This is a genomic window from Kutzneria sp. CA-103260, assembly GCF_018263855.1.
Classification (GTDB): domain Bacteria; phylum Actinomycetota; class Actinomycetes; order Mycobacteriales; family Pseudonocardiaceae; genus Kutzneria.
On record NZ_CP073318.1, the window covers coordinates 1,375,417 to 1,398,379 of the forward strand.

General features: G+C 69.8%; 18 protein-coding genes and 2 riboswitches. Of the genes, 9 read left to right on the top strand and 9 right to left on the bottom strand.

Annotation, left to right across the window (positions count from 1 at the left end; genetic code table 11):
- Positions 1-128: 128 nt before the first annotated feature.
- The 3 genes from JJ691_RS06065 to JJ691_RS06075 all read right to left on the bottom strand — a co-directional run bounded on the left by JJ691_RS06065 (position 129) and on the right by JJ691_RS06075 (position 2,440).
- Complete coding sequence (locus JJ691_RS06065) at positions 129-908, bottom strand: polysaccharide lyase family 7 protein (RefSeq protein WP_249227717.1); 780 nt, start codon at positions 906-908, stop codon at positions 129-131.
- A gap of 253 nt (positions 909-1,161) precedes the next feature.
- A complete protein-coding gene (locus JJ691_RS06070; protein ID WP_211767806.1) occupies positions 1,162-1,743 on the bottom strand; it encodes a TetR/AcrR family transcriptional regulator in 582 nt (193 codons plus the stop codon).
- A gap of 22 nt (positions 1,744-1,765) precedes the next feature.
- A complete protein-coding gene (locus JJ691_RS06075) occupies positions 1,766-2,440 on the bottom strand; it encodes an SDR family oxidoreductase (RefSeq protein ID WP_211767807.1) in 675 nt (224 codons plus the stop codon).
- Between the two features lie 130 nt (positions 2,441-2,570).
- Positions 2,571-2,634, top strand: a riboswitch (cobalamin riboswitch).
- 191 nt (positions 2,635-2,825) lie between these two features.
- Here JJ691_RS06075 and JJ691_RS06080 point away from each other — a divergent pair.
- The 6 genes from JJ691_RS06080 to JJ691_RS06105 all read left to right on the top strand — a co-directional run bounded on the left by JJ691_RS06080 (position 2,826) and on the right by JJ691_RS06105 (position 11,316).
- Positions 2,826-4,367 carry an aldehyde dehydrogenase family protein gene (locus tag JJ691_RS06080; RefSeq protein ID WP_211767808.1) on the top strand — a complete coding sequence of 514 codons (1,542 nt, stop codon included), beginning with the start codon at positions 2,826-2,828 and terminating at the stop codon, positions 4,365-4,367.
- A 2-nt stretch (positions 4,368-4,369) separates the two neighbouring features.
- Complete coding sequence (locus JJ691_RS06085; RefSeq protein WP_211767809.1) at positions 4,370-5,650, top strand: aminotransferase class III-fold pyridoxal phosphate-dependent enzyme; 1,281 nt, start codon at positions 4,370-4,372, stop codon at positions 5,648-5,650.
- Between the two features lie 8 nt (positions 5,651-5,658).
- Entirely contained in the window at positions 5,659-6,939 is a 1,281-nt protein-coding gene (locus JJ691_RS06090) for an aminotransferase family protein (protein WP_249227718.1), read from the top strand.
- A gap of 56 nt (positions 6,940-6,995) precedes the next feature.
- Positions 6,996-7,204, top strand: a riboswitch (cobalamin riboswitch).
- A gap of 106 nt (positions 7,205-7,310) precedes the next feature.
- Positions 7,311-9,683 (top strand): ribonucleoside-diphosphate reductase subunit alpha, encoded by a 2,373-nt coding sequence (locus JJ691_RS06095; protein ID WP_249227719.1) that lies wholly within the window; start codon positions 7,311-7,313, stop codon positions 9,681-9,683.
- Positions 9,680-10,708, top strand: coding sequence for a ribonucleotide-diphosphate reductase subunit beta (locus JJ691_RS06100; RefSeq protein ID WP_249227720.1), 1,029 nt, complete (start codon positions 9,680-9,682; stop codon positions 10,706-10,708). The genes JJ691_RS06095 and JJ691_RS06100 overlap by 4 nt, the downstream gene beginning before the upstream one ends.
- 83 nt (positions 10,709-10,791) lie before the next feature.
- The gene (locus JJ691_RS06105; RefSeq protein ID WP_211767811.1) at positions 10,792-11,316 is read left to right on the top strand and encodes a universal stress protein; all 525 of its coding nucleotides are present in this window, start codon (positions 10,792-10,794) and stop codon (positions 11,314-11,316) included.
- Here JJ691_RS06105 and JJ691_RS06110 read toward each other — a convergent pair.
- From JJ691_RS06110 to JJ691_RS06125, 4 genes are read right to left on the bottom strand one after another with little or no spacing between them, the layout of a single operon-like run.
- Positions 11,313-12,527, bottom strand: coding sequence for a cytochrome P450 (locus JJ691_RS06110; protein ID WP_211767812.1), 1,215 nt, complete (start codon positions 12,525-12,527; stop codon positions 11,313-11,315). The genes JJ691_RS06105 and JJ691_RS06110 overlap by 4 nt on opposite strands.
- 11 nt (positions 12,528-12,538) lie before the next feature.
- Positions 12,539-13,453 (bottom strand): UbiA prenyltransferase family protein, encoded by a 915-nt coding sequence (locus JJ691_RS06115; RefSeq protein WP_211767813.1) that lies wholly within the window; start codon positions 13,451-13,453, stop codon positions 12,539-12,541.
- Entirely contained in the window at positions 13,441-14,673 is a 1,233-nt protein-coding gene (locus tag JJ691_RS06120) for a cytochrome P450 (protein ID WP_211767814.1), read from the bottom strand. The genes JJ691_RS06115 and JJ691_RS06120 overlap by 13 nt, the downstream gene beginning before the upstream one ends.
- On the bottom strand, positions 14,670-16,058 hold the full coding sequence (locus tag JJ691_RS06125) for a prenyltransferase/squalene oxidase repeat-containing protein (RefSeq protein WP_211767815.1): 1,389 nt from the start codon (positions 16,056-16,058) through the stop codon (positions 14,670-14,672). Before JJ691_RS06125 ends, JJ691_RS06120 begins: the two co-directional genes overlap by 4 nt.
- A gap of 214 nt (positions 16,059-16,272) precedes the next feature.
- Here JJ691_RS06125 and JJ691_RS06130 point away from each other — a divergent pair, with 214 nt between their 5' ends.
- Entirely contained in the window at positions 16,273-17,253 is a 981-nt protein-coding gene (locus JJ691_RS06130; protein WP_211767816.1) for a polyprenyl synthetase family protein, read from the top strand.
- A complete protein-coding gene (locus tag JJ691_RS06135; protein ID WP_211767817.1) occupies positions 17,250-18,575 on the top strand; it encodes a cytochrome P450 in 1,326 nt (441 codons plus the stop codon). Before JJ691_RS06130 ends, JJ691_RS06135 begins: the two co-directional genes overlap by 4 nt.
- Here JJ691_RS06135 and JJ691_RS06140 read toward each other — a convergent pair.
- Complete coding sequence (locus tag JJ691_RS06140; protein WP_211767818.1) at positions 18,538-18,831, bottom strand: MGMT family protein; 294 nt, start codon at positions 18,829-18,831, stop codon at positions 18,538-18,540. The two genes, JJ691_RS06135 and JJ691_RS06140, sit on opposite strands and share 38 nt — an antisense overlap.
- A gap of 43 nt (positions 18,832-18,874) precedes the next feature.
- Positions 18,875-21,133, bottom strand: coding sequence for a M64 family metallopeptidase (locus tag JJ691_RS06145; RefSeq protein WP_249227721.1), 2,259 nt, complete (start codon positions 21,131-21,133; stop codon positions 18,875-18,877).
- Positions 21,134-21,210: 77 nt separating this feature from the next.
- On the opposite strand from JJ691_RS06145, the gene JJ691_RS06150 reads away from it, so the two are divergent.
- A complete protein-coding gene (locus tag JJ691_RS06150) occupies positions 21,211-22,944 on the top strand; it encodes a S9 family peptidase (RefSeq protein WP_211767819.1) in 1,734 nt (577 codons plus the stop codon).
- Positions 22,945-22,963: the final 19 nt, after the last annotated feature.

Below are 22,963 nucleotides of genomic sequence, written 5' to 3' on the forward strand. Positions count from 1 at the left end.
GAACCCCCGCGAGTCCCGCCCAGCGTCAGGGCGAATGTCGGTTTCGGGCAGTTCTGACACTCAAGGCTCAGTTCTGCCCGAAACCGCATTTCGGTGTGACGGAGAGCGTGACTCGCGGGGGTTGGGGGTCAGCTGTGTGAGACGGTCAGGGCGTAGAAGTGGACCGTCGCGCCCACGCTGGAGCTACTGCCGGCGGTCTGGTCGTAGTCGCCGGCCTTGAAGTACTGCGGGTACCCGTTCCAGCCCGACGGGATCGCGAACTTCTGGGTGCTGCCGCCGTTGATCTGGATGTTGATGGTGTTGCCGCCGGTGACGGTGATGGCGTAGCTCCACTGCGTGCTCAGCGACACGTGGCCCACGGTGTGCGGGGTCTGGCCGCCGCCGGGGCCGTTCTCGATGCCGGCGACGATGTCGCCGTTGCTGTGGTAGTAGAGCTCCAGCAGCGGCTTGGTGGTGCCGCTGCTCTCACTGGCGTGGATCTGCCCGACGCAGACGCTGGACGGCACCTGCGTCACCTTCACCGTGGCGCTCAGCTTGTGCGTGCCGGGCAGGCCCCAGCTGGCCGCCGAGCCGCTGGAGTTCATCTCCCGCAGCTCGGACCGGGAATAGTTGGAGTTGGGCGTGTGCACGCCGTTTTCCGGATCCCAGAACGTCATGGATCCGTCCGACTTGTCCGTGTAGAAGTAGCTGTCCTGGTAGCCGCTCGCACCTTTCAGCCGGCTGGGGCTGATGGTGGTCGGAGAACCGGGGGAGCCGGTCGGCTCCTGCAATTCCCACACGGACAGATTGAAGTTTCCGCCCGGGGCGACACCGGTGTTCAGTGCGGGTGCGGCGACCGCGGCCTGGCCGGCGAACAGCATGCCGGCCGCGGCGAGCGTCAGGGCGCTCGCCGTGAGTTTCGTGTTCAATTTTTCTCCTCGGCAGGGACCGTGGCGGCGGTGTGGAACCGTGAGTTCAGGCAGGAGTCACGGTTTTCTGGCCGCCCCGGCCGAGCGAGGAAAAGCAACGCTGGCAGGGGTGTGGTGCATGGTTGTGCATCTCCTCCGGTTTGGCGGCGGTGCCATACCGACATCGAGAAGAACAGGGGCCATCAGTCTGGGATACCCGTGCCAGCGTCGTCAACACTTCTGAACAGTATTCATGGACGTGAACGGTTCATGATTATGAACCGGAAAGCAGGTCCATCAGTTTTTCCACATCGTGGATGATGTGGGTCCGGGTTATGCGGGCCCGCACTCCGACCCGGACGCCGAGCCACGCGTTGAAGGCGACGGCGGTGAGCGTCTCCGAATCGATCCGGTCGGTCACCGAGCCGTCCTGCTGGCCCCGCCGGATCTGGCCGGCCAGCGTCTCGCGGCTCACGTCCAGGTGCCGGCGCAGCCGCCCGTCCGCCTCGTCGTCGGAGGGGCCGAGCTCGGTCGCGCTGTTCACGACCATGCAGCCCCGGTAGTCGTCCGCGGCCGAGTTCAGCAGCATGTCGAACAGGGACCGGATGGCGGCCCGGCCGTCGGCGCTGGTGGCGGCCAGGCGCCGGAAGCCGTCCTCCACCGCGCCGATGTAGCTGTCCAGCGCCCGGAGGTACAGGGAGTGCTTGTCCCCGAAGGTGTCGTACATGCTGCGCCGGCCGATCCCGGTGCGCTCGACCAGGTCCTGCACCGAGGTCGCCTCGTAGCCGCGCTCCCAGAACAGCGCCATCGCGTCCGCGACCGCCTCGTCCGGATCGAATTCCTTGTGCCGCACCATGGGGACAAACCTCTCACACGAACTACAGGATCTTGCTCAGGCCCGCCTTCACGTTGCGGGTGAGTTCGTCGAACAGCACCTCGGCCTCGCCCTTGGCCACCGCGTCCAGCGTGGTGCTGGCGACCTCGGCCGGGTCCGACTTGCCGTCGGCGACGTGCGCGGCCATGTCGGTGTCCATGTAGCCGACGTGCAGGCCGGTCACCGTGATGTTCTTGGGGGCCAGTTCCTGGCGCACGACATTGGTCATCGCCCACTCGGCCGCCTTGGCCACCGAGTACGCGCCGACCGACGGGAAGTGCGCCCACGACAGCACCGAGGCCACGTTGAGCACCGCGCCGCCGCCGTTGGCCTCGATCACCGGCGCGAACGCGCGGATGGCCACCAGCGGGCCGATGTAGTGCACGTCGATCTGCTCGCGGATGGCGTCCAGGTCGGTGGTCAGCAGGTCGAGCTCGCCGGCGATGCCGGCGTTGTTGATCAGAAGGGTGGCGTCGGCGGCGACCTTGGCGGCGGCCTCGATGCTGGCGTGGTCGGTGACGTCCAGCCGCAGCGGGACGGCGCCCTCGATGTCCACGGTCTCCGGGCGGCGCGCGGTGGCGTACACCTTCGCGCCGCGGGCGACGAGCTGTTCGGCGAAGTGGCGGCCCAGGCCGCGGTTCGCGCCGGTCACGACGGCAACAGTCTTGGTGAAGTCCATGTCGATGACGATAGTCTGTTGAGAACGAACGGTGCAATAAGAAGTCCGGTGACCGGGGCCACACGACGGGCAGGGGGTCCCGCGGCGGCGTTCGCCCTGCTATAAACGACGCGTAAGGCCCGCGGCGCGGGGAAGCCGGTGCGAGTCCGGCGCGGTCCCGCCACTGTGTCCGACGCCCCTGGGTGTCGGGAGCCAGATCGCCGCCCATGGGCGTTTCGGGTGAGGCCCACGAGGATGGAGCTGACACATGGGTGCCTACCGCGTCCTCCAGTTGCTGATGCCGCGCGCGCTCGGCGGCTGGACCTCTCTCTGACGTCACTGCCGGTTCGTCCCACGCCTTGTCAGCCCGGCAAGGTGTGCTTCGCCGTGCCCTGAAGGGGATCCAGTGACCACCGCGCGCTTCCGCGTGACTTATGCGACCTTGACGTCCGACAACGAAGAACTGCACGCCGCCTACGAGAACGGCCTGCGCACCGCCAAGTCCTGGCTGGGCGCGGAGTTCGCCGGCAACGGGCCCGCGTTCACGGTGACCAGCCCGTGCGACCGGTCCGTGGTGCTGTGCACCGCGCACGCCGCCACCGAGTCCGATGTGGACGCCGCCGTGGCCGCGGCCGCCGGGTCCGACTGGGCGGCAAAACCCTGGCCGGAAAGGGTTTCCCTGCTCCGGCGGGCCGCCGACCTGATCAGCGAGCGGTCCGGCGAGCTGTCCGCGCTGATGAGCATGGAGGTCGGCAAGAACCGCCTTGAAGCCCTCGGCGACGTCGAGGAGTCGGCCGACCTGATCCGGTACTACTGCCGGCAGTTCGAGGACAACAACGGCTTCTCCCGTGACATGGAAAGGCTTTCCGAGGTCGAGCACACCCGCAGCGTGCTGCGCCCGCACGGGGTGTGGGCGGTGATCAGCCCGTTCAACTTCCCGATGGCCCTGGCCGCCGGCCCGGCCGGGGCCGCGCTGGTCGCCGGCAACACCGTGGTGCTCAAGCCCAGCGAGCAGGGCACGTTCACCGCGGTGAAGCTGGTGGAATGCCTGCGGGACGCGGGAATCCCGGCCGACGCGCTGCACCTGCTGCTCGGCGGCGACGAGGTCGGCAGGGCGGTGGTGGCGCACCCGCGCGTCGCTGGGCTCACCTTCACCGGCTCCTACCAGGCCGGCATGGCCGTGTACCAAGGGTTTTCCACCCGGTACCCGAAGCCGGCGATCTGCGAGATGGGCGGCAAGAACGCCGCGGTGGTCACGGCCAGCGCCGACCTGGACGTCGCCGCGGCCGGCATCGCCCGCTCGGCCTTCGGTTTCTCCGGCCAGAAGTGCTCGGCCTGCTCCCGCGTGTACGTGGCGCGCGAGGCGTACCAGGGGCTGCTGGACCGGCTGGTGGTGAAGGCCGGCGAGACGGTGGTCGGCGATCCGACGCAGCGGTCGGTGTTCATGGGACCGGTGATCGACGAGGCGGCGGTCGGCCGGTTCGAGGCGGCCGTCGAGCACGCACGGGCGGTCGGCAGGGTCGCGGCCGGGGGAGAGGTGTTGCGGCGCAGCGAAGGCCGCGCCGACGGGCACTACGTCACGCCGACGGTGGTGACGGATCTTCCCGCGGACGACCGATTGCTGCGGGACGAGTTGTTCGTGCCGCTGGTGGCGGTCGTGCCGGTGGACTCGCTGGACGAGGCCATCACCCTGGCCAACGACACCGATTTCGGCCTGACGGCTGGGGTTTTCGCCGGTGAGCGGGCGGAGATCGACACCTTCCTGGACCGCGTCGAGGCCGGCGTGGTGTACGTGAACCGAGCCGCCGGCGCGACGACCGGCGCCTGGCCGGGAGTGCAGCCGTTCGGCGGCTGGAAGGGATCGGGCAGCACCGGCAAGGCCGGCGGTGGCCTCTACTACGTGCAGCAGTACCTGCGTGAGCAGTCCCGGACGGAGGTTGCGCAGTGAGCATGACCACTGGGACGACCATGATCACCGCGCCCGACATCCGCACCGAGCTGCCGGGTCCGAAGGCCCGCGAGGTGCTGGCCCTGGACGACGCCGTCACCAGCCGCTCGCTGCCCCGTGCGTATCCCCTGGTGCCGCAACGGGGACGCGGCTGCGTCATCGAGGACGTGGACGGCAACCGGTTCCTGGACTTCAACGCCGGCATCGCCGTCAACTCCACCGGCCACGCCCATCCCAAGGTCGTCGAGGCCGTGCAGCGGCAGAGCGAGGAGCTGCTGCACTACTCGGCCAGCGACTTCTACCTGCCCATCTACTCCCGGATGTGCCAGGCGCTGGCCGAGACGGCACCGATCGACGGGCCGGTGCGGGTGTTCCTGAGCAACTCCGGCGCGGAGGCGGTCGAGGGCGCGCTGAAGCTGGCCCGGTACTGCACCGGCCGCCCGTACGTGATCAGCTTCTACGGCGCGTTCCACGGCCGCAGCTACGGCGCGGTCAGCCTGACGGCATCGAAGGCCAAGTACCACAAGGGTTTCGGCCCGCTGCTGCCCGGTGTGCTGCACGCCCCGTACGGCAGCGACGAGACGTTCGAGCACCTGGAGAACCTGCTGTTCCGGCACCAGGTGTCGCCGGACGAGGTGGCGGCGGTCTTCGTCGAGCCGATCCAGGGCGAGGGCGGCTACATCGTGCCGCCGGACGGCTGGCTGCGCAGGCTGCGGGAACTGTGCGACCGGCACGGGATCCTGCTGATCGCCGACGAGGTGCAGTCGGGCATGGGCCGCACCGGAAAGCTGTGGGCGATCGAGCACACCGGCGTGCGGCCGGATGTCCTGATCAGCGCCAAGGGTATTGCCTCGGGGCTGCCGCTCGGCGCGTTCATCGCCCGTGCCGACCTGATGGAGAAGTGGTCCGCCGGCGCGCACGGCTCCACCTACGGCGGCAGCCCGGTGCCGTGTGCGGCCGGGCTGGCCACGCTGGCGGTCATCGAGGAGGAAGGCCTGCTGGCCAACGCTTCCGTGGTCGGCGACCAGCTGCTGGCCGGGCTTCGCGAGCTCCAGCAACGCTTCCCGGAGTCGATCACCGACGTCCGCGGCGTCGGCCTGATGATCGGCGTCGAGTTCGCCACCGCCGAGCTGGCCGCCCAGGTGCAGCAGCGGGCGTTCGAGCTCGGGCTGCTGGTGCTGGAGTGCGGTGAGAGCAGCATCCGGATGTCGCCGCCGCTGGTCGTCACGGCCGAGGAGGCTCGGACCGCGCTGGAGCTGTTCGGCCGGGCCGTCGCCGGATGAGTCGGCACGTGTTCACCCGTTCCCCTGGTCTGCCGCGCGCGGCCGGGGGAACGGGGGCCGAAGTGTTCGATGTGGACGGTCGCCGGTACCTGGACGGGTCCGGCGGCGCGGTGGTCACGTCCATCGGTCACGGCGTCACCGAGGTCGTCGACGCCATCGCCGAGCAGGCCCGGCGGATCGCCTACGCACACGGAACCGCCTTCGCCTCCAAGGCATTGGACGACTACGCCGACGCGCTGGCCCCGCTGCTGCCGTTCGACGACCCGCGGATCTACCCGGTGTCCGGCGGCAGCGAGGCGGTGGAGACGGCGCTGAAGATGGCCCGGGCCTATCACCTGGCCCGCGGCGAGGACCGGCACGTGATCATCGGCCGGCAGGGGGCCTACCACGGCAATTCCCGTGGTGCGCTGGATGTTTCCGGCCGGGCCGGGCTGCGCATGCCGTACCGGCCCTGGCTCGGCGCAGCCTGGCACACCTCCGCGCCGTACGAGTACCGCTGCCCGGCCCCGGACCATCCGACCGGGTGCGGCGCCTGGCACGCGGGCCGACTGGACCGGATGATCACCGAGGAGGTCGCCGCGTTCATCGCCGAACCAGTAGCCGGGGCAGCGCTCGGCGCGTGCGTGCCGCCGGACGACTACTGGCCGGCGGTCGCCGCGGTCTGCCGGCAGCGGGGCGTGCTGCTGATCGTCGACGAGGTGATGACCGGCTTCGGCCGCACCGGCCGCTGGTTCGCCTGCGAGCACTGGGGAATCCGGCCCGACATCCTCGTCACGGCCAAGGGTGCGGCCTCGGGCTACTGGCCGCTCGGGCTGGCGGTTTGCACCGCCGAGGTCCGGGACACCATCGGGGCCTTCGTGCACGGCTTCACGTACTCGCACCACCCGGTGGGCGCGGCGGCCGGGCACGCGGTGCTGAAGGTGTTGCAGGACCAGGACTTGGTGGCCGCCGCTGAGCAACGCGGCCGGGATCTGGCCCAGGCGCTGCGCGACCGGCTGGCCGATCACCCGGCGGTCGGCGACATCCGGGGCATCGGCTTGCTCCAGGCGGTCGAGCTGGTGGCCGACCCGGAGTCGAAGAAGCCGTTCGCCCGGGCCGACCAGGTCGCCGAAAAGGTCGTCGCCCAGGCGAAGGAGAGTGGCCTGCTGGTCTACCACTCGACCGGCTGCGCCGACGGCCGCGACGGCGACCTGCTGCTGTTCGGCCCGCCGCTGGTGATCACCGAGACCCAGGTGGCCGAACTGGCGGACAAGGCCGCCGCCGCGATCCGCCGGGTCCGCGGTCGCTGACGACCTTCGACACGCCGACACAATATGTGGGTGCTTGCGACTGATCCCCACCCATGTATTGTGTTCACCGAGCTGGTTCGGCCGCCCCGCCAGGGTGGTCGTCGTAAGAGGGAACCCGGTGCGAGTCCGGGACTGCCCCGCAGCGGTGAACGGGAACGACCGCCGTCACGAAGCACTGGACGCGACGCGTCCGGGAAGCGACGGCCAGTAGGTGCCTGCCGGCATGCCCGTGAGTCCGAAGACCTGCCCGCTCGCCCGTTCGCACCGTGAACGGGCTCGTGTCCAGGCCCCGAGGGAGGGCGTGGGGATCGCCGGCACGGCGGGTCCTCGCGCGTGCCCGAAAGGCCGACAGCGTGCGAGGAGCTCAGGCTGTGACGCAGACAGTCGCGCGGGTAGACGTCGATCCCCACCCGACGATGCGGGTCAGAAAACGAAGCGGCGCCTTCGAGACCGTCGACGTGAACAAGATCGTCAAGGCGGTCGGCCGCTGCGCGGTCGGGCTGGCCGAGGTGGACCCGCTGCGGGTGGCCACCAAGACGATCAACGGCCTGTACGACGGCGCGACCACCGAGGAGCTGGACCGGCTGTCCATCCAGACGGCGGCCGAGCTGGTCTCCGAGGAGCCCGAGTACTCCAAGCTGGCGGCCCAGCTGCTGGCCGCGTACATCGACAAAGAAGTTCGCCTGCAAGGCATCCACTCGTTCAGCCAGAGCATCGAGCTGGGCCATCGCGAGGGTCTGATCGGCGACGAGACGGCCAAGTTCGTGGCCACCCACGCCCGCAAGCTGGACGACGCCATCGACGCGGACGGCGACCGCCGGTTCGAGTACTTCGGCCTGCGCACGGTGTACGACCGCTACCTGCTGCGCCACCCCGACAAGCGCGCGGTGGTGGAGCGCCCGCAGTACTGGCTGCTGCGCGTGGCCTGCGGCCTGTCGCACACGGCCGCCGAGGCGATTCGCTTCTACCGCCTGATGTCCTCGCTGGCGTACCTGCCGAGCTCGCCGACGCTGTTCAACTCGGGCACCCGGCACACCCAGATGTCCTCCTGCTACCTGCTGGACTCGCCGCGCGACGAACTCGAGTCGATCTACGAGCGATACGCGCAGGTGGCGCAGCTGTCCAAGTTCGCCGGCGGCATCGGCGTGCAGTGGTCCCGGATCCGTTCCCGTGGCGCGCTGATCCGCGGCACCAACGGCCACTCCAACGGCATCGTGCCGTGGCTGCGCACGCTGGACGCCTCGGTGGCGGCGGTCAACCAGGGCGGCCGGCGCAAGGGCGCGGCCTGCGTGTACCTGGAGACGTGGCACCCGGACGTCGAGGAGTTCCTGGAGCTGCGCGACAACACCGGCGAGGACGCGCGCCGCACGCACAACCTGAACATCGCCAACTGGATCCCGGACGAGTTCATGCGCCGGGTCGAGGCCGACGCCGACTGGTCGCTGTTCAACCCGGACGAGACGCCGGAGCTGCCGGACCTGTGGGGCGAGGACTTCGACCGCGCCTACCGCGCCGCTGAGCAGGCCGGCCGCGCGGTGCGCACGGTGAAGGCCCGTGACCTGTACGCCAAGATGATGCGCACGCTGGCCCAGACCGGCAACGGCTGGATGACCTTCAAGGACACCGCCAACCGCACCTGCAACCAGACCGCCGAGCCCGGCAACGTGGTGCACCTGTCCAATCTCTGCACGGAGATCCTGGAAGTCACCAGCGACACTGAGACCGCGGTCTGCAACCTCGGCTCGGTCAACCTGGGCGCGCACCTGGCCGGCGATTCCATGGACTGGGATCGGCTGCGGGAGACCGTCCGCACCGCGGTCACGTTCCTCGACCGCGTGATCGACATCAACTACTACCCGACCGCGCCGGCCGGCCGGTCCAACCCGCGCTGGCGCCCGGTGGGCCTGGGCGTGATGGGCCTGCAGGACGTGTTCTTCAAGCTGCGCCTGGACTTCGACTCGGCCACGGCCAAGGAGCTGTCCACCCGGATCGCCGAGGAGATCTACCTCACGGCGCTGGAGACGTCGGCCGACCTGGCCGCGTCGGCGGGCGCGCACCCGGCGTACAACCAGACCCGGGCGGCCCAGGGCGACCTGCAGCCGGACCTGTGGGGCGTGACGCCGACGCAGACCGAGCGCTGGGCCCAGCTGCGGGAGCGTGTCGCCGAGAGTGGCCTGCGTAACTCGCTGCTGATCGCCATCGCGCCGACGGCGACCATCGCCTCCATCGCCGGCTGCTACGAGTGCATCGAGCCGCAGGTCTCCAACGTGTTCAAGCGGGAAACCCTGTCCGGGGAGTTCTTGCAGGTCAACACCTATCTCGTCGCGGAGCTGAAGAAGCACGGCCGGTGGACCGCGGAGACCAGGGCCCAGCTCAAGCGGGACGACGGCTCCGCGCAGGCGCTGGCCGGCCTGCCCGAGGCCAGCCGCTCGCTGTTCCGCACCGCGTGGGAGCTGCCGCAGCGGTCCCTGATCGACCTGGCCGCCGCGCGTGGCCCGTACGTCGACCAGAGCCAGTCGCTGAACCTGTTCGTGGCCTCGCCGACGATCGGCAAGCTGTCGTCGATGTACCGCTACGCCTGGCAGTCCCAGCTGAAGACCACGTACTACCTGCGGTCCCGCCCGGCGACCCGCATCCAGCAGGCCACCGTGCCGGCGGCTCCCGCCGTCGACGCCACAGAGTCGATCGCTGCTGGCATCGCCTGCTCCCTTGAGAACCCCGAATCGTGTGAGGCCTGCCAGTGACCACGCTAGAGAACACCGCCCGCAAGCAGTCTTTGCTCGACCCGGGCATGGACCTCACGCTGCGCCCGATGCGCTATCCGCTGTTCTACGAGCGTTTCCGTGACGCCATCAAGAACACGTGGACGGTGGAGGAGGTCGACCTGCACTCCGACCTCGCCGACCTGAAGAAGCTGACGCCGGCCGAGCAGCACCTGATCAACCGCCTGGTCGCGTTCTTCGCCACCGGCGACACGATCGTCGCCAACAACCTGGTGCTCAACCTGTACGAGCACGTCAACGCGCCCGAGGCGCGGCTGTACCTGTCGCGGCAGCTGTTCGAGGAGGCCGTGCACGTCCAGTTCTACCTGACGCTGCTGGACACCTACCTGCCCGACGAGAACGAGCGGGCCGAGGCGTTCGCGGCGGTGGAGAACATCCCGTCCATCCGGGACAAGGCCGAGTTCTGCTTCAAGTGGATCGACTCCATCGAGCACCTGAACCGCTTGCACAGCAAGGCCGACCGGCGGGCGTTCCTGCTCAACCTGATCTGCTTCGCCGCCTGCATCGAGGGCCTGTTCTTCTACGGTGCGTTCGCGTACGTGTACTTCCTGCGTTCGCGCGGCCTGCTCAACGGCCTGGCCTCGGGCACCAACTGGGTGTTCCGCGACGAGTCCATGCACATGGCGTTCGCCTTCGACGTGGTGGACACCGTGCGCCGCGAGGAGCCCGACCTGTTCGACGACGAGCTGCACGAGCAGGTCCGGCAGATGCTGCGCGAGGCGGTGGACGCGGAGACCAAGTTCGCCGAGGACCTGCTCGGCCAGGGCGTGGCCGGAATGTCGTTGGCGGACATGCGTTCCTACCTGGAGCACGTGGCCGACCGCCGGCTGGCCGCGCTGGGCCTGGCTCCGGAGTTCAACGCCAAGAACCCGTTCGCCTTCATGGAGTTGCAGGACGTGCAGGAGCTGTCCAACTTCTTCGAGCGCCGGGTGTCCGCATATCAGGTCGCGGTGACCGGAACCGTGAGCTTCGACGAGGACTTCTGATCTGTGCCGCTGGGCACACATCTCATCAAGAACTCGTTCGGGTGACGTAACCACTTGCGCCGGAGACCTACCATGTTCCGGTGATGGATGGTGTTGGACGGGTCGTCGTCGGTGTCGACGGCTCGGTCGGCAGCTTGCAGGCGTTGCGGCGGGCGGTGACCGAGGCGCGGATGCGCTCGGTGCCGCTCGTCGCGGTGATCGCGTGGACGGCGCCGGGCGGCGAGGCCGCCTACCGGCGCACGTTCGACGTGCAGCTCAAGCGGTTGTGGGAGCAGGGCGCCTGGGAGCGGCTGGCCAGAGCGTGGGACGAGGCACTGGGCGGCATCCCTGACGATGTGGACGTGCGGCAGGTGGCGGTGCGGGCCGACGCGGGCAAGGCGTTGGTCTGTGTCGCGGACGACGAGAACGACCTGATGGTGATCGGCGCGGGCCGGCGCAGCTTGTGGCGCCGGGCCTTCATTCCCCTGGTGCCGAGGTACTGCGCGGCCCACGCGCGGTGCACGGTGCTGCTGGTGCCGCCGTCGCCGTTGAGTCAGCAGATGGATCACGGCATGCTGCCGCGGCTGCTGCGCCGCAGGCGAGCCGTGAACGATCTCGTCGGTCACTAGATATCGAGGGCCACCGGGAGTTTCTCGATGGCCCGTACCGGCAACGAACGGCGCCACCGCGGCCGGTCGGCCAGTCGCAGCGCGGGAAACCGCTGGTGCAGCGCCGGCAGCAGGGTCGTCAGCTCCTGGAGAGCGACGTTGGCGCCGAGGCAGAAGTGGATGCCGCGACCGAAGCTGAGCGACTTCGCGGTGTCCCTCGCGGGATCGAACCGATCGGGATCCGGGAACACGGCCGGATCCCGGTTGGCCGCGCCGAGCAGCGTCCGCACGTCGGAGCCGGCCGGGATGAGCACGCCGCTGAGTTCGGTGTCCGCGACGGCGAAACGCGGAATGCCGGCGACGAATGACGGCGACTCGTGGCGCAGCACCTCGTTGGCGTAGGCGCGGGCGTCGTCCAGCAGCCACGAGTTGTGCTCGGGGTGTCGCAGCATGGCCAGCACGCCGTTGCTCAGGGCGGACGCCGTGGTGTCCACGCCGCCGGCGACCAGGCCCCACAACATGCTCAGCAACTCGGGATAGCTGAAGGTGTCCGGGTCGTTGTGGTGCACCTGCACCCAGTCCGACAGCAGCCCCTCGGCCGGTGTCCGCCGCCGCAGGTCGATCAGGTCGACCATGTAGTCCCGGACCTCGTCGCTGGCTTTCTGGGCGGCGTCAAGCATTTCCACGGTCACGCCGGGCACGAAGGTGGACAGCACGGCGAGGAAGCGGTCGAACAGCCAGCCCCGGTCGGACTCGGGCAGGCCGAGCAGATCGGCGAGAACCGCCTGCGGCAGCAGGCGAGTGATCCGCTCGTAGGCGTCCACGGCTTCGCCGTCACGCAGCGGGGCCTCGACGTCGTCGAGGATCTGTGCACAGCGCAGGGCGGTGTCGGCCCGCATCTTGTCGACGTGCCGGGCGGTGAAGTCGCGGTTGTAGAGCCGGCGCAGCCGGGAGTGCGCGGGCGGGTTCTTCATGGCCAGCGCGTCCACGAGCATGGCTACGGCGCTGTAGCGGCTGGCCAGCGGGAACAGCTCGGGGATCTCGTGCTCGTGCGGCCCCCGGAACCGCTCCGCGTTCGCGGTGACGGCCAGGCAGTCCGCGTGCGTGGCCACCAGGTAGAAGCCAGCAGGGCCCTGGTGCACGGGATGGTTCTCGCGCAGCCAGGCCAGATACGGGTAGGGGTCGTCGCGGATGTCGTCGTCCAGCGCCCGGGCCAGCACGTCCAGTGTCATGAGGCCTTTCCTCAGATCATGCTCGCGATGAGCGGGACCAGTGTCACCAGCGTGTCGGTCAGGGTGACCACGGTCAGCGTGCGCAGGCGCATCCGCCGCTCGCTGGGCAGCCGGTCGTCGCGGACCCGACCCAGCTCCCGCAGCTTGATCACCAGGAACAACCCGGTGGCGGCGAGCGCTACCAGAGCCCACGCCGGGCCGAGCCGCAGCCACACACCCCAGCCGAGGACGGCGATCCCGGTCGCGGTGAGCAGGCAGGCGGTCAGCCAGGCCCGGCGTGCGCCCAGCCACACCACCAGGGTCCGGTCGCCGCCGGCCGCGTCGGCGTCGCGGTCGGGCACGGCCCACCACAGCGTGCGGCCGGCCATCAGCCCGCCGAAACCCGCGCCCACCAACCAGGCCCAGCCCGGCAGATCCGCTCGGGCAGCGGCGAAACTGGTCAGGAACGGCAGGAAGCCGAAGGTCAGTCCAAAGTAGAGTGGATTGGCGAAGCCCCGCCGCTTCAACCGGATCGGCTCCAGGTTGTACGCCAGATGCAGCAGCACACAGACCGTCACCGCCGACACCGCCAGCGGACTACCCGCCAGGGCAGCGAGGAGGATGGCGACGGCGAACTCGGTGCCGGACCACCACAGCGTCCGTCGCACGCCCAGCCGTCGCGCCGCCACCGCGATGCTGTGCTTGCCGGGGTGGGCGGAGTCGGACCGGATGTCCTGACCGGCGTTGAGCGGGTTCTGGGCAATGATCGGGATGATCGCCGCCACCACCGCGAGCAACACCGGTAGGTTGAGCAGCCCGGCAGGCGTGGCGACGGCGTAGGCCGCGCCCCAGAGTCCGTGGCAGGCATAGGCCAGCGGGAATGGGTATTCGAGCCGATGAACTCGCCGTACAGCTGGCCAGAATCCGGTGGTGGTCACCGTCGACACGCGAGCACCTCCATGCGCAGGCCGGGGCCGGGGCCCATCGCCGGCCCCCGCAGATGCGGCACGCCCAGCTCCGGGTTCACGCAACGAAGGGACAGCCCGCTTAGCACCGCGGCGGTGATCATGCGCAGTTCGGTCATGGCGAGATCGGCGCCGAGGCAGCGCCGCACTCCGCCACCGAAGGGAAAGTACTGCTGGCTGGACGGCCGCCGGCCGAGAAACCGTTGCGGGTCAAAGCGATGCGGGTCGGAATAGGCGTCGCGGCGGCGGTGGGCGAGATAGATGCACGGCGTCAGGCGCGACCCGGCCGGCAGTTCCCGGCCGACCAGGTCGGAGGCGTCATCGAACACCCGGTTGCCGGCGATCATCGCCGGCGGGCTGAGCCGCAGCGACTCGTGGCACACCGCGTCCAGCAGCGGCGTCTCCCCGGCCTCGTCGCTGGCGGCCAGCTCGTCCAGCAGATCCCGGCGCACGTTCTCGTTCTGGTGCAGCCAGTACAACGTCCAGGCCAGCGCCGATGCGGTCGTCTCGTGGCCGGCGAACAACAGCGACACGAGCTGATCGCGGAGCTCGTCATCGTCCAGGACGCCGAGTGGAGTTCCGCCGGACAGCAGCAGGCCGGCGATGCTGCCGTCGCTGGCCCGAGTGCGAACGTGGGCGAGCAGCTCCCGGTCGATGGTTTCCCGCTGGCGCAGGAAAGTCCGCCACGGCGACGGCACCGCCGGGTGCAACCGGGCGTGCCGGTAGAGGAGCGTGCGCCGCCGTGAGCCGAGGGCACCCTCCACCCACTCGGTGAAGGAGCGGAGAAACACCGGGTCGGCGTCGCCGAGCACCACCCGGCCGATGACCTTCAGTGTCACCGATCTCGTCCACGCCGGCAGGGTGATCACCGATCCCGGGGTGAGCCGGTCGATCTCGGCCCGGGCCGTGTCCAGCACCACCCCGCGCAGTCGGTCGCCGCGCAGGGCCGGGCCGATCGTCTTGCGGTAGGCGGTGTGGCGTGCGCCGTTGGCGAACAGCAGCGAGCGGGGCCCCACCAGCGGGCCCAGGGTGCTGGTGCCTTCCAAGCAGGCCCGCCGGTCGGCGCGAAAGATTCGGCCGACAGCTTCCGGGCTCGACACCAGCAGCCGACGTGGGGTCAGTGTGACGACGCCGTGCTGCTCGTCCAGGGAGTCCAGGAAGGACAGGGTCCGGAAGGCGAATCGCCGCTGGTTGGCGGTCATCGGGCGTGGGCCAAGGTTGCGAGGTGAAGCGTGGCCCGCCGATTCGCCGCGATGACGTTCACCGGGGCGTACAGGTCCTTGTCGTGCCACAGCGGATCGGGTTGGCCGTCGCGGTCCTCGCGCCGTAGGAATTCGCAGCCGCGGGCCACCGCTCCAGGGGATCCGTTGGTGTGCAACAGGATTTGCACAGCGTAGCTGGTCTCCTCGTCGGTGCCGCGCCACCGGCCCCACGAACCGTCCGCGCGCTGGGTCGCCAGCACCCATCGACCGGCGCGTTCGACGGCCTCCGTGGCGCCCGGCTGGCCGGACCGGGCCAGCGCCGCGACACAGCACTGCGTGGCGTAGTACGGCGACGCATGCCACTTGTCCCACCAGCTGCCGTCCGGTTCCTGAAGGGCGACCAACCACCGAGCCACCTTGGCAATCGCGGCCTCGTGTCGCGCTCCCCGCGTCGGATCCGCGATCAGCGCATCCAGAACGTGGGCGTTGGTGCTGGTCGACGGCGAGCGCTCGCCGAGGAAGCACTGGAAGTAGTCGGTGGTTTCGTACCGCCACAGGCACTCGCTCGACACCGGGCTGCCCAGCTTGGCCAGGGCATAGAGCACCGCCGCCGTGTCGTCGGCGTCGGCCGGCAGACCCGGCGCGGCCGGTGCGCCGTCCGGACCGCAGGCCGCGCGCAGCTCGTCGATGATCTGTGGGGACACGAGATGGGCCAGGCCGGCGTCGGCCATGGCCGCGGCGATCCAGGCGTTCTCGAAGACCGTGATGGGGCAGATGCCCGGCACCGGGCCGCCGTGACGGGCCTGCATGGCCTCCAGGTTGGCCGGGGCCGGACCGTCGCCGAGCCAGGCCGCGGTGGCGGCGGCGGAACCGCAGACCAGGCCGTGCTCGGGAGCCACGCCGGCAGCGGCGACGGCGGCCGGGCCGAGGAATTCCAAGGAGTGCCAGAGCTTCGCCGGCGGGGGAGTGCCCGCGGCCGCCCGCGCGCGGAGCGCGGTGAGCAGCGAGGAGTCGATCCCGGCCGGCAACCCGAGCCGGCGCGGCCAGCCGGCCTCGTCCAGGTGCCGGTTGATGTCCTCGACCAGTTGCGGCACAAGGACTTCCGCGGCGATGGTGTCGGGGATGGCGCGGTCGTTCCAGTCGAACAGCACGTGCAGCCCGCGCATCGCCGCGTCCCGGGTCTCCGGGCTCCGCAGCAGCGCCTCGGTGGCGCTCAGCGTCGGCACCACGCCGTATCCGTCGGGCTGGCCCCAGGCCCCGTTCGGCTGTTGCTCGGCCAGTAGGAACCGCACGCGGTCGGCGTGGCCGCCCAGCCAGGGTGCGAGACTGACCATTCGGGCCGTTTCGTAGATCGACGGAGTGGTCTGGCCATAGGGGTCGGCCACCAAGTCCTCCCAGCAAATGATTGGTGCCCAGTAAAAGATTGACGCGTTATCCCCATCGGCCGGAGCGTATGGGTGAAAGCGCGGACACCACCATCATTTGTGGCCGAACGGCTACTGTGCGGCTGAGCCGATCGGACCGTTCGGCCAAGCGCTATTGCCAGCCTGCCGGGGCCGGGCACGATGGCGACAACGGCCCCTCGGAACGGTGGATCGCATGCTGACCCAACCCCTTCTCGCCCTGGCGGCAATTGATCGGGAGCTGTTCCAGTCGACGATGACGACGGCCGGCCGATGCCCCGAACCGGGTCTCGACGCCGGGCTGCGCCCGCTGCTGGCCCGGCCCGGCAAACGCCTTCGTCCGGCGCTGGTGTTCGCGATGGCGGCCTGCGGTTCCGAGCCTGATCGGATCGCCGCCGCGAAATGCGCCGCCGCGCTGGAGTTGACGCACCTCAGCTCGCTGATCCACGACGACCTGATCGACCGGGCCGAGTCCCGTGGCGACCTGCCCACGCTGCACACCAGCGCCGGGCTGGCCGCCGCGGTGGTCGGCGGCGACTACCTGATCGCCGTGGCCGGTCGGCTGGTCACCGAGGTGTCGGCCGAGGCCGCGCTGATCTGGCACCAGGCCTACGCCGACCTCTGCGTCGGCCAGGCCCGCGAACTGGCCAACAGCCACCGGACCGACGTCACGACCGTCGACTACCTGGCCGCCATTCGCGGTAAGACGGCAGCGCTGATGGCCGCCTCCTGCCGGCTCGGCGCCCTGTGCGGCGGCCTCGGGCCGGCCGAGGTCGAGGCCGCCGCCCGTTTCGGCGAGGCCTTCGGCATGGTGTTCCAGCTGGTCGACGACCTGATGGACGTGGTCGCCACGGCCGACTCGTGGGGCAAGCCGGTGGGCCAGGACGTGCCCAACGGGGTGTACACGGCGGCGGTGATCGCCGCGCTGGAACACGCCGACGAGCGGTTCCAGCGGCTGTTCGGGCCGTCGATGACTCCGGCGCAGGTCGACCTCGTCCTGGACCGGGCCCGCCGGATTGGCACCGGGCCGGTGCTCGACCTGATCGACGGCTACGTCCGCGAGGCCGGCCGCGAGTTGGCGGCGCTGCCGGCTGCCCCGGCACTGGCCGACCTCCCGAACACCTATGTCACAAAGACCCTTGGCCGCGCTGTGATCGTCACGGAACGGGTGTCATGAAACCGAACTCGATGCCGGGTGCCGTGCCATTGCTCGGGCACCTGCCGGCGCTGGCCCGCCGTCCGCTGGAATTCCTTCGTGCGGCCCAGGCGCAGCGCGACGTCGTTCTGCTCCGACTGGGCGTCGAAAAGGTCTATTTCGTCAACCAGCCGGAGCAGCTGCGCACACTATTGGTCACCGATCCCGGCCGATTCGACAAGGGCGTGCAGTTCGAGAAGGCCGCCGCGGTGATCGGAAACAGCCTGCCGGTCTCGGCCGGCGCGTTCCACCGGCGCCAGCGGAAAATGATCAGGCCGGCATTCCTGCAAGCCCGGCTGCGCGAGTACTTCGACGTGATGCGGGACTGCGCGGAGACGGCGGTCGGGCAGTGGTCGGCCGACACCGACATCACCGCGGCGCTGCGAGACGTCGTCGGCGCGATCACCGCGAGAACCCTGTTCTCACCGGACTTTCCGGACGACGAGCGCAGGGAGCTCACCGGTCTGATCGATGCGCTGGACAAGGGAGTCGCGCTGCGCGTGCTGGACCCGACCGGCCTGGCCGGTCGGCTGCCGCTGCCGGTGAACCGGCGGTTCGAACAGGCCCGCGCCCGCACTCACGAGCTGATGGAGGCGTTCATCGCGCGGTACCGCGAGCGCGGCGACGACCGGCATGACCTGATGTCCACGCTGCTGGCCGCCCGCGACGACGGCCAGCTCATGCCCGACCGGCAGATCCGCGACGAGGCGATCGCCATCCTGCAGGCCGGTTTCGAGACCACGGCGCGGGCGCTGTGCTGGGCCTGCCACGCGCTCGGCGAACACCCCGAGATGCAGCGCCGGGTGGGCGACGAGGTGTCCGAAGGTCCGCTCGGCTACGACGACCTGCCGCGGCTGGACCTCACCCGCCGGGTGGTCACCGAGGCGCTGCGGCTGTATCCGCCGCTGTACCTGATGACCCGCCGGGCGATCGAGGACGTCCAGATCGGCGGTCACACCATTCCCAGCGGCAGCACGGTGTTGTTCTCGCCCTACGCCCTGCACCACGATCCGGCGATCTATCCCGACCCGGAGCGGTTCGACCCCGACCGCTGGCTGCCGGACGCCCGGCCCGAGATCCAGGGCGTGACCTACCTGCCGTTCGGCGCCGGCCTGCGCAACTGCCTGGGCGAGCAGTTCGCCATGATGGAACTGGTGGTCGTGCTGAGTGCGCTGATGCGGCGGTGGTCGCTGGAGCGGATCCCCACTGTGGCCGTGCGGCCCAAACTGTCGTTCGTGCTCGCTCCCAGCGCCACCGGGGTTCGGCTCAGTCTTCCGGCTGCCAGCGGTATTTCCGCATGTTGATCCGCTGGCCGTCGGCCAGCACGCCCTCGGCCCGCAGCCGGGCCAGCTGCTCGTGGGCGATCTGCGGGGCGGGCGTGCCGTTGGCCCGCAGAATCCGGTGCCACGGCAGGTCGTGGCCGTCCTCGGAGAGCATCGCGCCCACCATTCGCGGGCTGGGGGCGCCGACCATGGCCGCGATGTCGCCGTAGGTCGACACCCGGCCGGGCGGCACGTCCTTGATCGCTTCGCGCATCCGCTCGTGCAACGCCTCGTCCATGCGGGCGATTATGCCCGCATGGACGAGGACGCGTGTGATTGGCTCACAGACCGGAGCACTGCCCGATCGCCCCGCCGCGCACGGTGTTCGGCGCGGCGATGTTGCTCGGTGCGGGCGCGTTCCCGGCACAGCTCAGCGCGCCGGTGACCGCCACGCCGGCCACCACCGGCTGCCGCGCGCCGGTGTGGTTGCCGGACAACACAAGCGCGCCGTCCACGCGACCGCCGACGATCGTCACGTCCTGCGTGACGCCGGTGATGGACGCGGCCCCGTGCACGGTGGTGTCGAGCAGTTCCACCGCGTTGGCGTTGCTCGCGCTGACGCCACCGGTGATCGTCGAGCCCGTGGCGACCAGTGACGCGCCCGGCGACACCACGATCGCGCCGGTGACACTGGCGTGGTCGAGGCAGGTGACGCCGTCGGTGACCACCAGCGCGCCGCTGTGCTGGCCGGTGATCGTCTTGGTGCAGGCCGGCGGGGCCGGCAGCAGGTTCACCTGGAAACTCTTGGCCGCCCCGGTGTTGCCGGCCGCGTCGGTGGTGCGGTACTCGATGGTGTGCTGGCCGTAGCTGGGGGTCGCATCGTCCCAAGGGGACAGTCGCGGCTTGCCCAGCTTGCCGTAGACGAGATGGTCGATCTCGGTGCCGCTGGGCGTGAAGTGCCACGGCTGGGTCGAGTCCGTGGGCCAGCCGAAGTAGTTGAACCAGCCGTCGCCGTCGGTGCGGAACTCGCTGACCAGCGAGCCGGTCCTGTCGTCGGCGGCCGTCAGCCGCATGTCGAACGGTCCATTGTAGACGTACTCGGAGGTGCCGTCGGCCTTCTTGACGCTGAGCAGGGCGTTGGACAACTGGTAGGAGGTGGACGGATCCGTCGCGTCCACGGTCCAGCTGCGGGACTTGCCGCCGACCGTGGCGGTCAGCGTGTGCGAGCCGGTCAGCTTGAGGTTCTTGAGGTCCACGTCGTTGGCCGTGGTGGCCAGCGGGTTGCCGTCCAGCGCCCATCGCACCGGTACGACCTGGTTGGTCGGGTGTGTGGTGTCGGCGAACACGACCTCGTCCGCGCCGATCGGGCGGTCCGTCTCGGTGGTGTCGGCGAAGTCCACCGCCGTGGTCGTCGGCGGCGTCTTGACCGCCGTGTCCACGGTCCAGGTGTGCGTGTTGGTCAGCGCCTGCTTGATCACCGGGTCACGCACGAAATCCGTCGGGTCGGTGACCGTCGCGGTGAGCTTGTGCTTGCCCGCCTTGAGGTTCAGCGTCCGCAGGTCCAGCTGCTGGCCGTTCGCCGACAGCGCTTGGCCGTCCAGGCTCCAGGCGATCGTGAGCTGGTGGCTGTTCGGGTGCATCGGCTCGGCGAACACCACCCGGTCCGCGCCGATCGGCTGGGCGGTCGGCGTGGTGTCCTGCACGATGCTGGTCTTGGCCGAGATCGACTTGACCATGTCCTCGCGGCCGACCTGGTCGTAGTAGTAGCCCAGGGTCTTCATGATGGAGTGCGCGCTGGGCCGCCACACGCCGCTGCTGCTGTACATGCCCGACTCGTAGCGGCCGATCGTGCCGCCGGCCTCGCTCGGCTCGCCCAGCCAGCGCCACCACTTCTTCTGCTGTTGGGCCATCTGCTGCTCGGTGAGCAGCGTGTGGTGCACCGAGTCCGGCTCGCCGCCGGTGTAGGCGTCGCCGCGCACACCCCGGGCGTAGTAGTCATACTCGTCCTGCAGCCCGCCCAGCGAGTGACCCAGCTCGTGCGGCGTGATCAGCGAGGACATCGCGTTGCCGCCGGAGGCCGTCGCGTACGTGCCGCCGATGCCGCCGTAGGTGGTGCTGTTGGCGATGCCCAGGATCTGCCGGTTGGCCGCGGTGGTGCCGGGCACGAGGTTCGCGTACGCCGTCGCCGCGTTCTCGTCCATGTACAGGCCGCGCTGCACGCCCTGCGGGTCGCAGCCCGACCAGAACTCCATGTGCAGCGGGGTGTTCCGCTGGGGCGAGGTGATGTCCGGGTCGCAGCTCACGCCCGACACCGACGACGGAATCTCCACCGTGTAGACGTTCATGTAGTTGCGGTACGACTTGAACGGCTCGAAGGTGAACAGCACATTCATGTGCTTGTCCACGTCGGCGCGGAACTTGGGCATGTCCGCGGCCGTGTAGCCGTCGCCGAGGATCACCAGGTTGAAGCGCTGGGCCGGGTCGCCGGTGACCCGGATCGGCACCACCGTCCCGGTAGGGGTGTCCGCCTGGGCGGCCACGGGTAACGGCAGGAGGGCCAGGGCCGACGCCACGCCGGCGATGAGGATTCGTCTCAACACCCGGCCGACGCTAGGAACCCGGTTGTGCCGCCACAAGGGCCGATGGTCGGCTTGTGCGGCCGATAGTGTGCCCGGTTGTGCTGACCGCCGAGATGATCGTCGACTCCTGGATCCCGATGACCACGGCCGTGTCGCCGGACGGCCGCTGGGTCGCGTACACCCAGCGGCAGGTCGGGCGGCCGGTGAGCGAGGTGTGGCTGGCCGGGGGTGACCATCCGCCTCGGCGGCTGGCCGTCGGGACCGATCCGCGTTGGGATCCTGACTCGTTATCCCTGTGCTACCTGGTCGACGGCGTCGAACTGCACCGGATCACCTTGTCCGGTACGGACATTGTGCTGGTCAACTGGCCGGCCGGCATCGACAGCCACCTGCCGCTGGTGGACGGTGTGGCGTTTGTCGCCGCTGACTCGCCGGCCCCGGAGATCGAGGTGCGGAGTGTTGTCCGGCCGTCCCGGCTGCGTTTGGCGGACTCGTCGGGAATCCGTGTCCTGTACGGGGATCGGCACGTAGCCGAGGTCGCGCAGCAGCCAGGTGGTGGGCCGCTGGCCGTGCTCACGTGGTCCAGCCACGAGGTCGATCCCGGGCTGCTCTCGCCGTCGTTGCACGTCGTCTCGTTGTCGGGGGAGGTGCGTGACCTCGGGCCGGCTGTGGTCGGCGCGCATTCGCCCGTGTGGCGTCTGGTCGGCGACTGGCGTGTCGCGTACCTCGCGCACACGCCGCCCAGCCTCCAGTCCGGGACTGCCGTGTACGACGTCGTCGACGGCAACCTCACCGCCGGGCTGCCGGCCTGCCCGGTCGAACTCGTGCAGATGGCCGACGGTGACCCGCTCGTTGTTGTGGCTTCAGGGCTGGACACCTTTGTCCGCAGGCTCTCCGGGCCGGTGGTGTCGCGGCACACGGGTCTGGTGGAGGCGGTCAGCGCGGGCGGAGAATCAGTGGCGGCGATCGTCAGCACCGCTGACGATCCGCCGGACGTGCATTTCCGTGGTGTGCGGGTAACCGACCTGCGGCCCTGGACCCGGGACATCGAGTGGGGCACCCAGCGTCGGTTCTCCTACCAGGCCTCGGACGGGCTGGAGCTGGAAGGGCTGCTGATCCTGCCGCCGGTTGGCACCGGGCCGTTTCCGCTGGTGACCATCGTGCACGGCGGGCCGTACGACCGCTTCGCCGACCAGTTCGGGCTGCACTGGGTCCCGTCCGGACAGTGGCTCGCCCTCGCCGGCTACGCCGTGTTCCTGCCCAACCCCCGTGGCAGCCAGGGCCGTGGGCACGAATTCGCCACCACCGTCACCGGCGCCGTCGGGCAGGAAGAATGGACCGACATCCTCACCGGCATCGACCTGCTCGTCGCCGACGGCGTCGCAGATGCTGCCAGGCTCGGGATCTACGGCTGGAGTCACGGCGGCTTCATGGCCGCCTGGGCCATCGGACATTCGAATCGCTTCGCCGCCGCCATCATGGGGGCCGGCGTCACCGACTGGGGCATGCTGGTCGGCAGCGGCGAATGGGGCATGTTCGAGGCTTCGCTGGGCGGTAGCACCGGATGGGAAGGTGTCGGCCCGCATCGACACGATGAGCTCAGCCCCATCTCCTATGCGGCCAACGTGCGTACGCCGGTGCTTATCGTGCACGGGGCGGCTGATACCAATGTGCCAGTGGCTCAGTCGGAATACTTTCACCGGGCGCTGCGGTATTACGGCGTTGAGCACGAGTTCGTGGTCTATCCCCGGGAGGGGCACTCGTTTCGGGAACGGGAGCATCAGGTGGATCTACACCACCGGGTTCGGGAGTGGTTCGGTCGGTGGTTGTAGAGGGAGGAGGCTGGTTGGG

Bases quoted from the DNA above. Each gene is read 5' to 3' on its own strand.
- JJ691_RS06070 (WP_211767806.1), bottom strand. From the start codon at position 1,743: ATGGTGCGGCACAAGGAATTCGATCCGGACGAGGCGGTCGCGGACGCG.
- JJ691_RS06075 (WP_211767807.1), bottom strand. From the start codon at position 2,440: ATGGACTTCACCAAGACTGTTGCCGTCGTGACCGGCGCGAACCGCGGC.
- JJ691_RS06085 (WP_211767809.1), top strand. From the start codon at position 4,370: ATGACCACTGGGACGACCATGATCACCGCGCCCGACATCCGCACCGAG.
- JJ691_RS06105 (WP_211767811.1), top strand. From the start codon at position 10,792: ATGGATGGTGTTGGACGGGTCGTCGTCGGTGTCGACGGCTCGGTCGGC.
- JJ691_RS06110 (WP_211767812.1), bottom strand. From the start codon at position 12,527: ATGACACTGGACGTGCTGGCCCGGGCGCTGGACGACGACATCCGCGAC.
- JJ691_RS06120 (WP_211767814.1), bottom strand. From the start codon at position 14,673: ATGACCGCCAACCAGCGGCGATTCGCCTTCCGGACCCTGTCCTTCCTG.
- JJ691_RS06130 (WP_211767816.1), top strand. From the start codon at position 16,273: ATGCTGACCCAACCCCTTCTCGCCCTGGCGGCAATTGATCGGGAGCTG.
- JJ691_RS06135 (WP_211767817.1), top strand. From the start codon at position 17,250: ATGAAACCGAACTCGATGCCGGGTGCCGTGCCATTGCTCGGGCACCTG.
- JJ691_RS06140 (WP_211767818.1), bottom strand. From the start codon at position 18,831: ATGGACGAGGCGTTGCACGAGCGGATGCGCGAAGCGATCAAGGACGTG.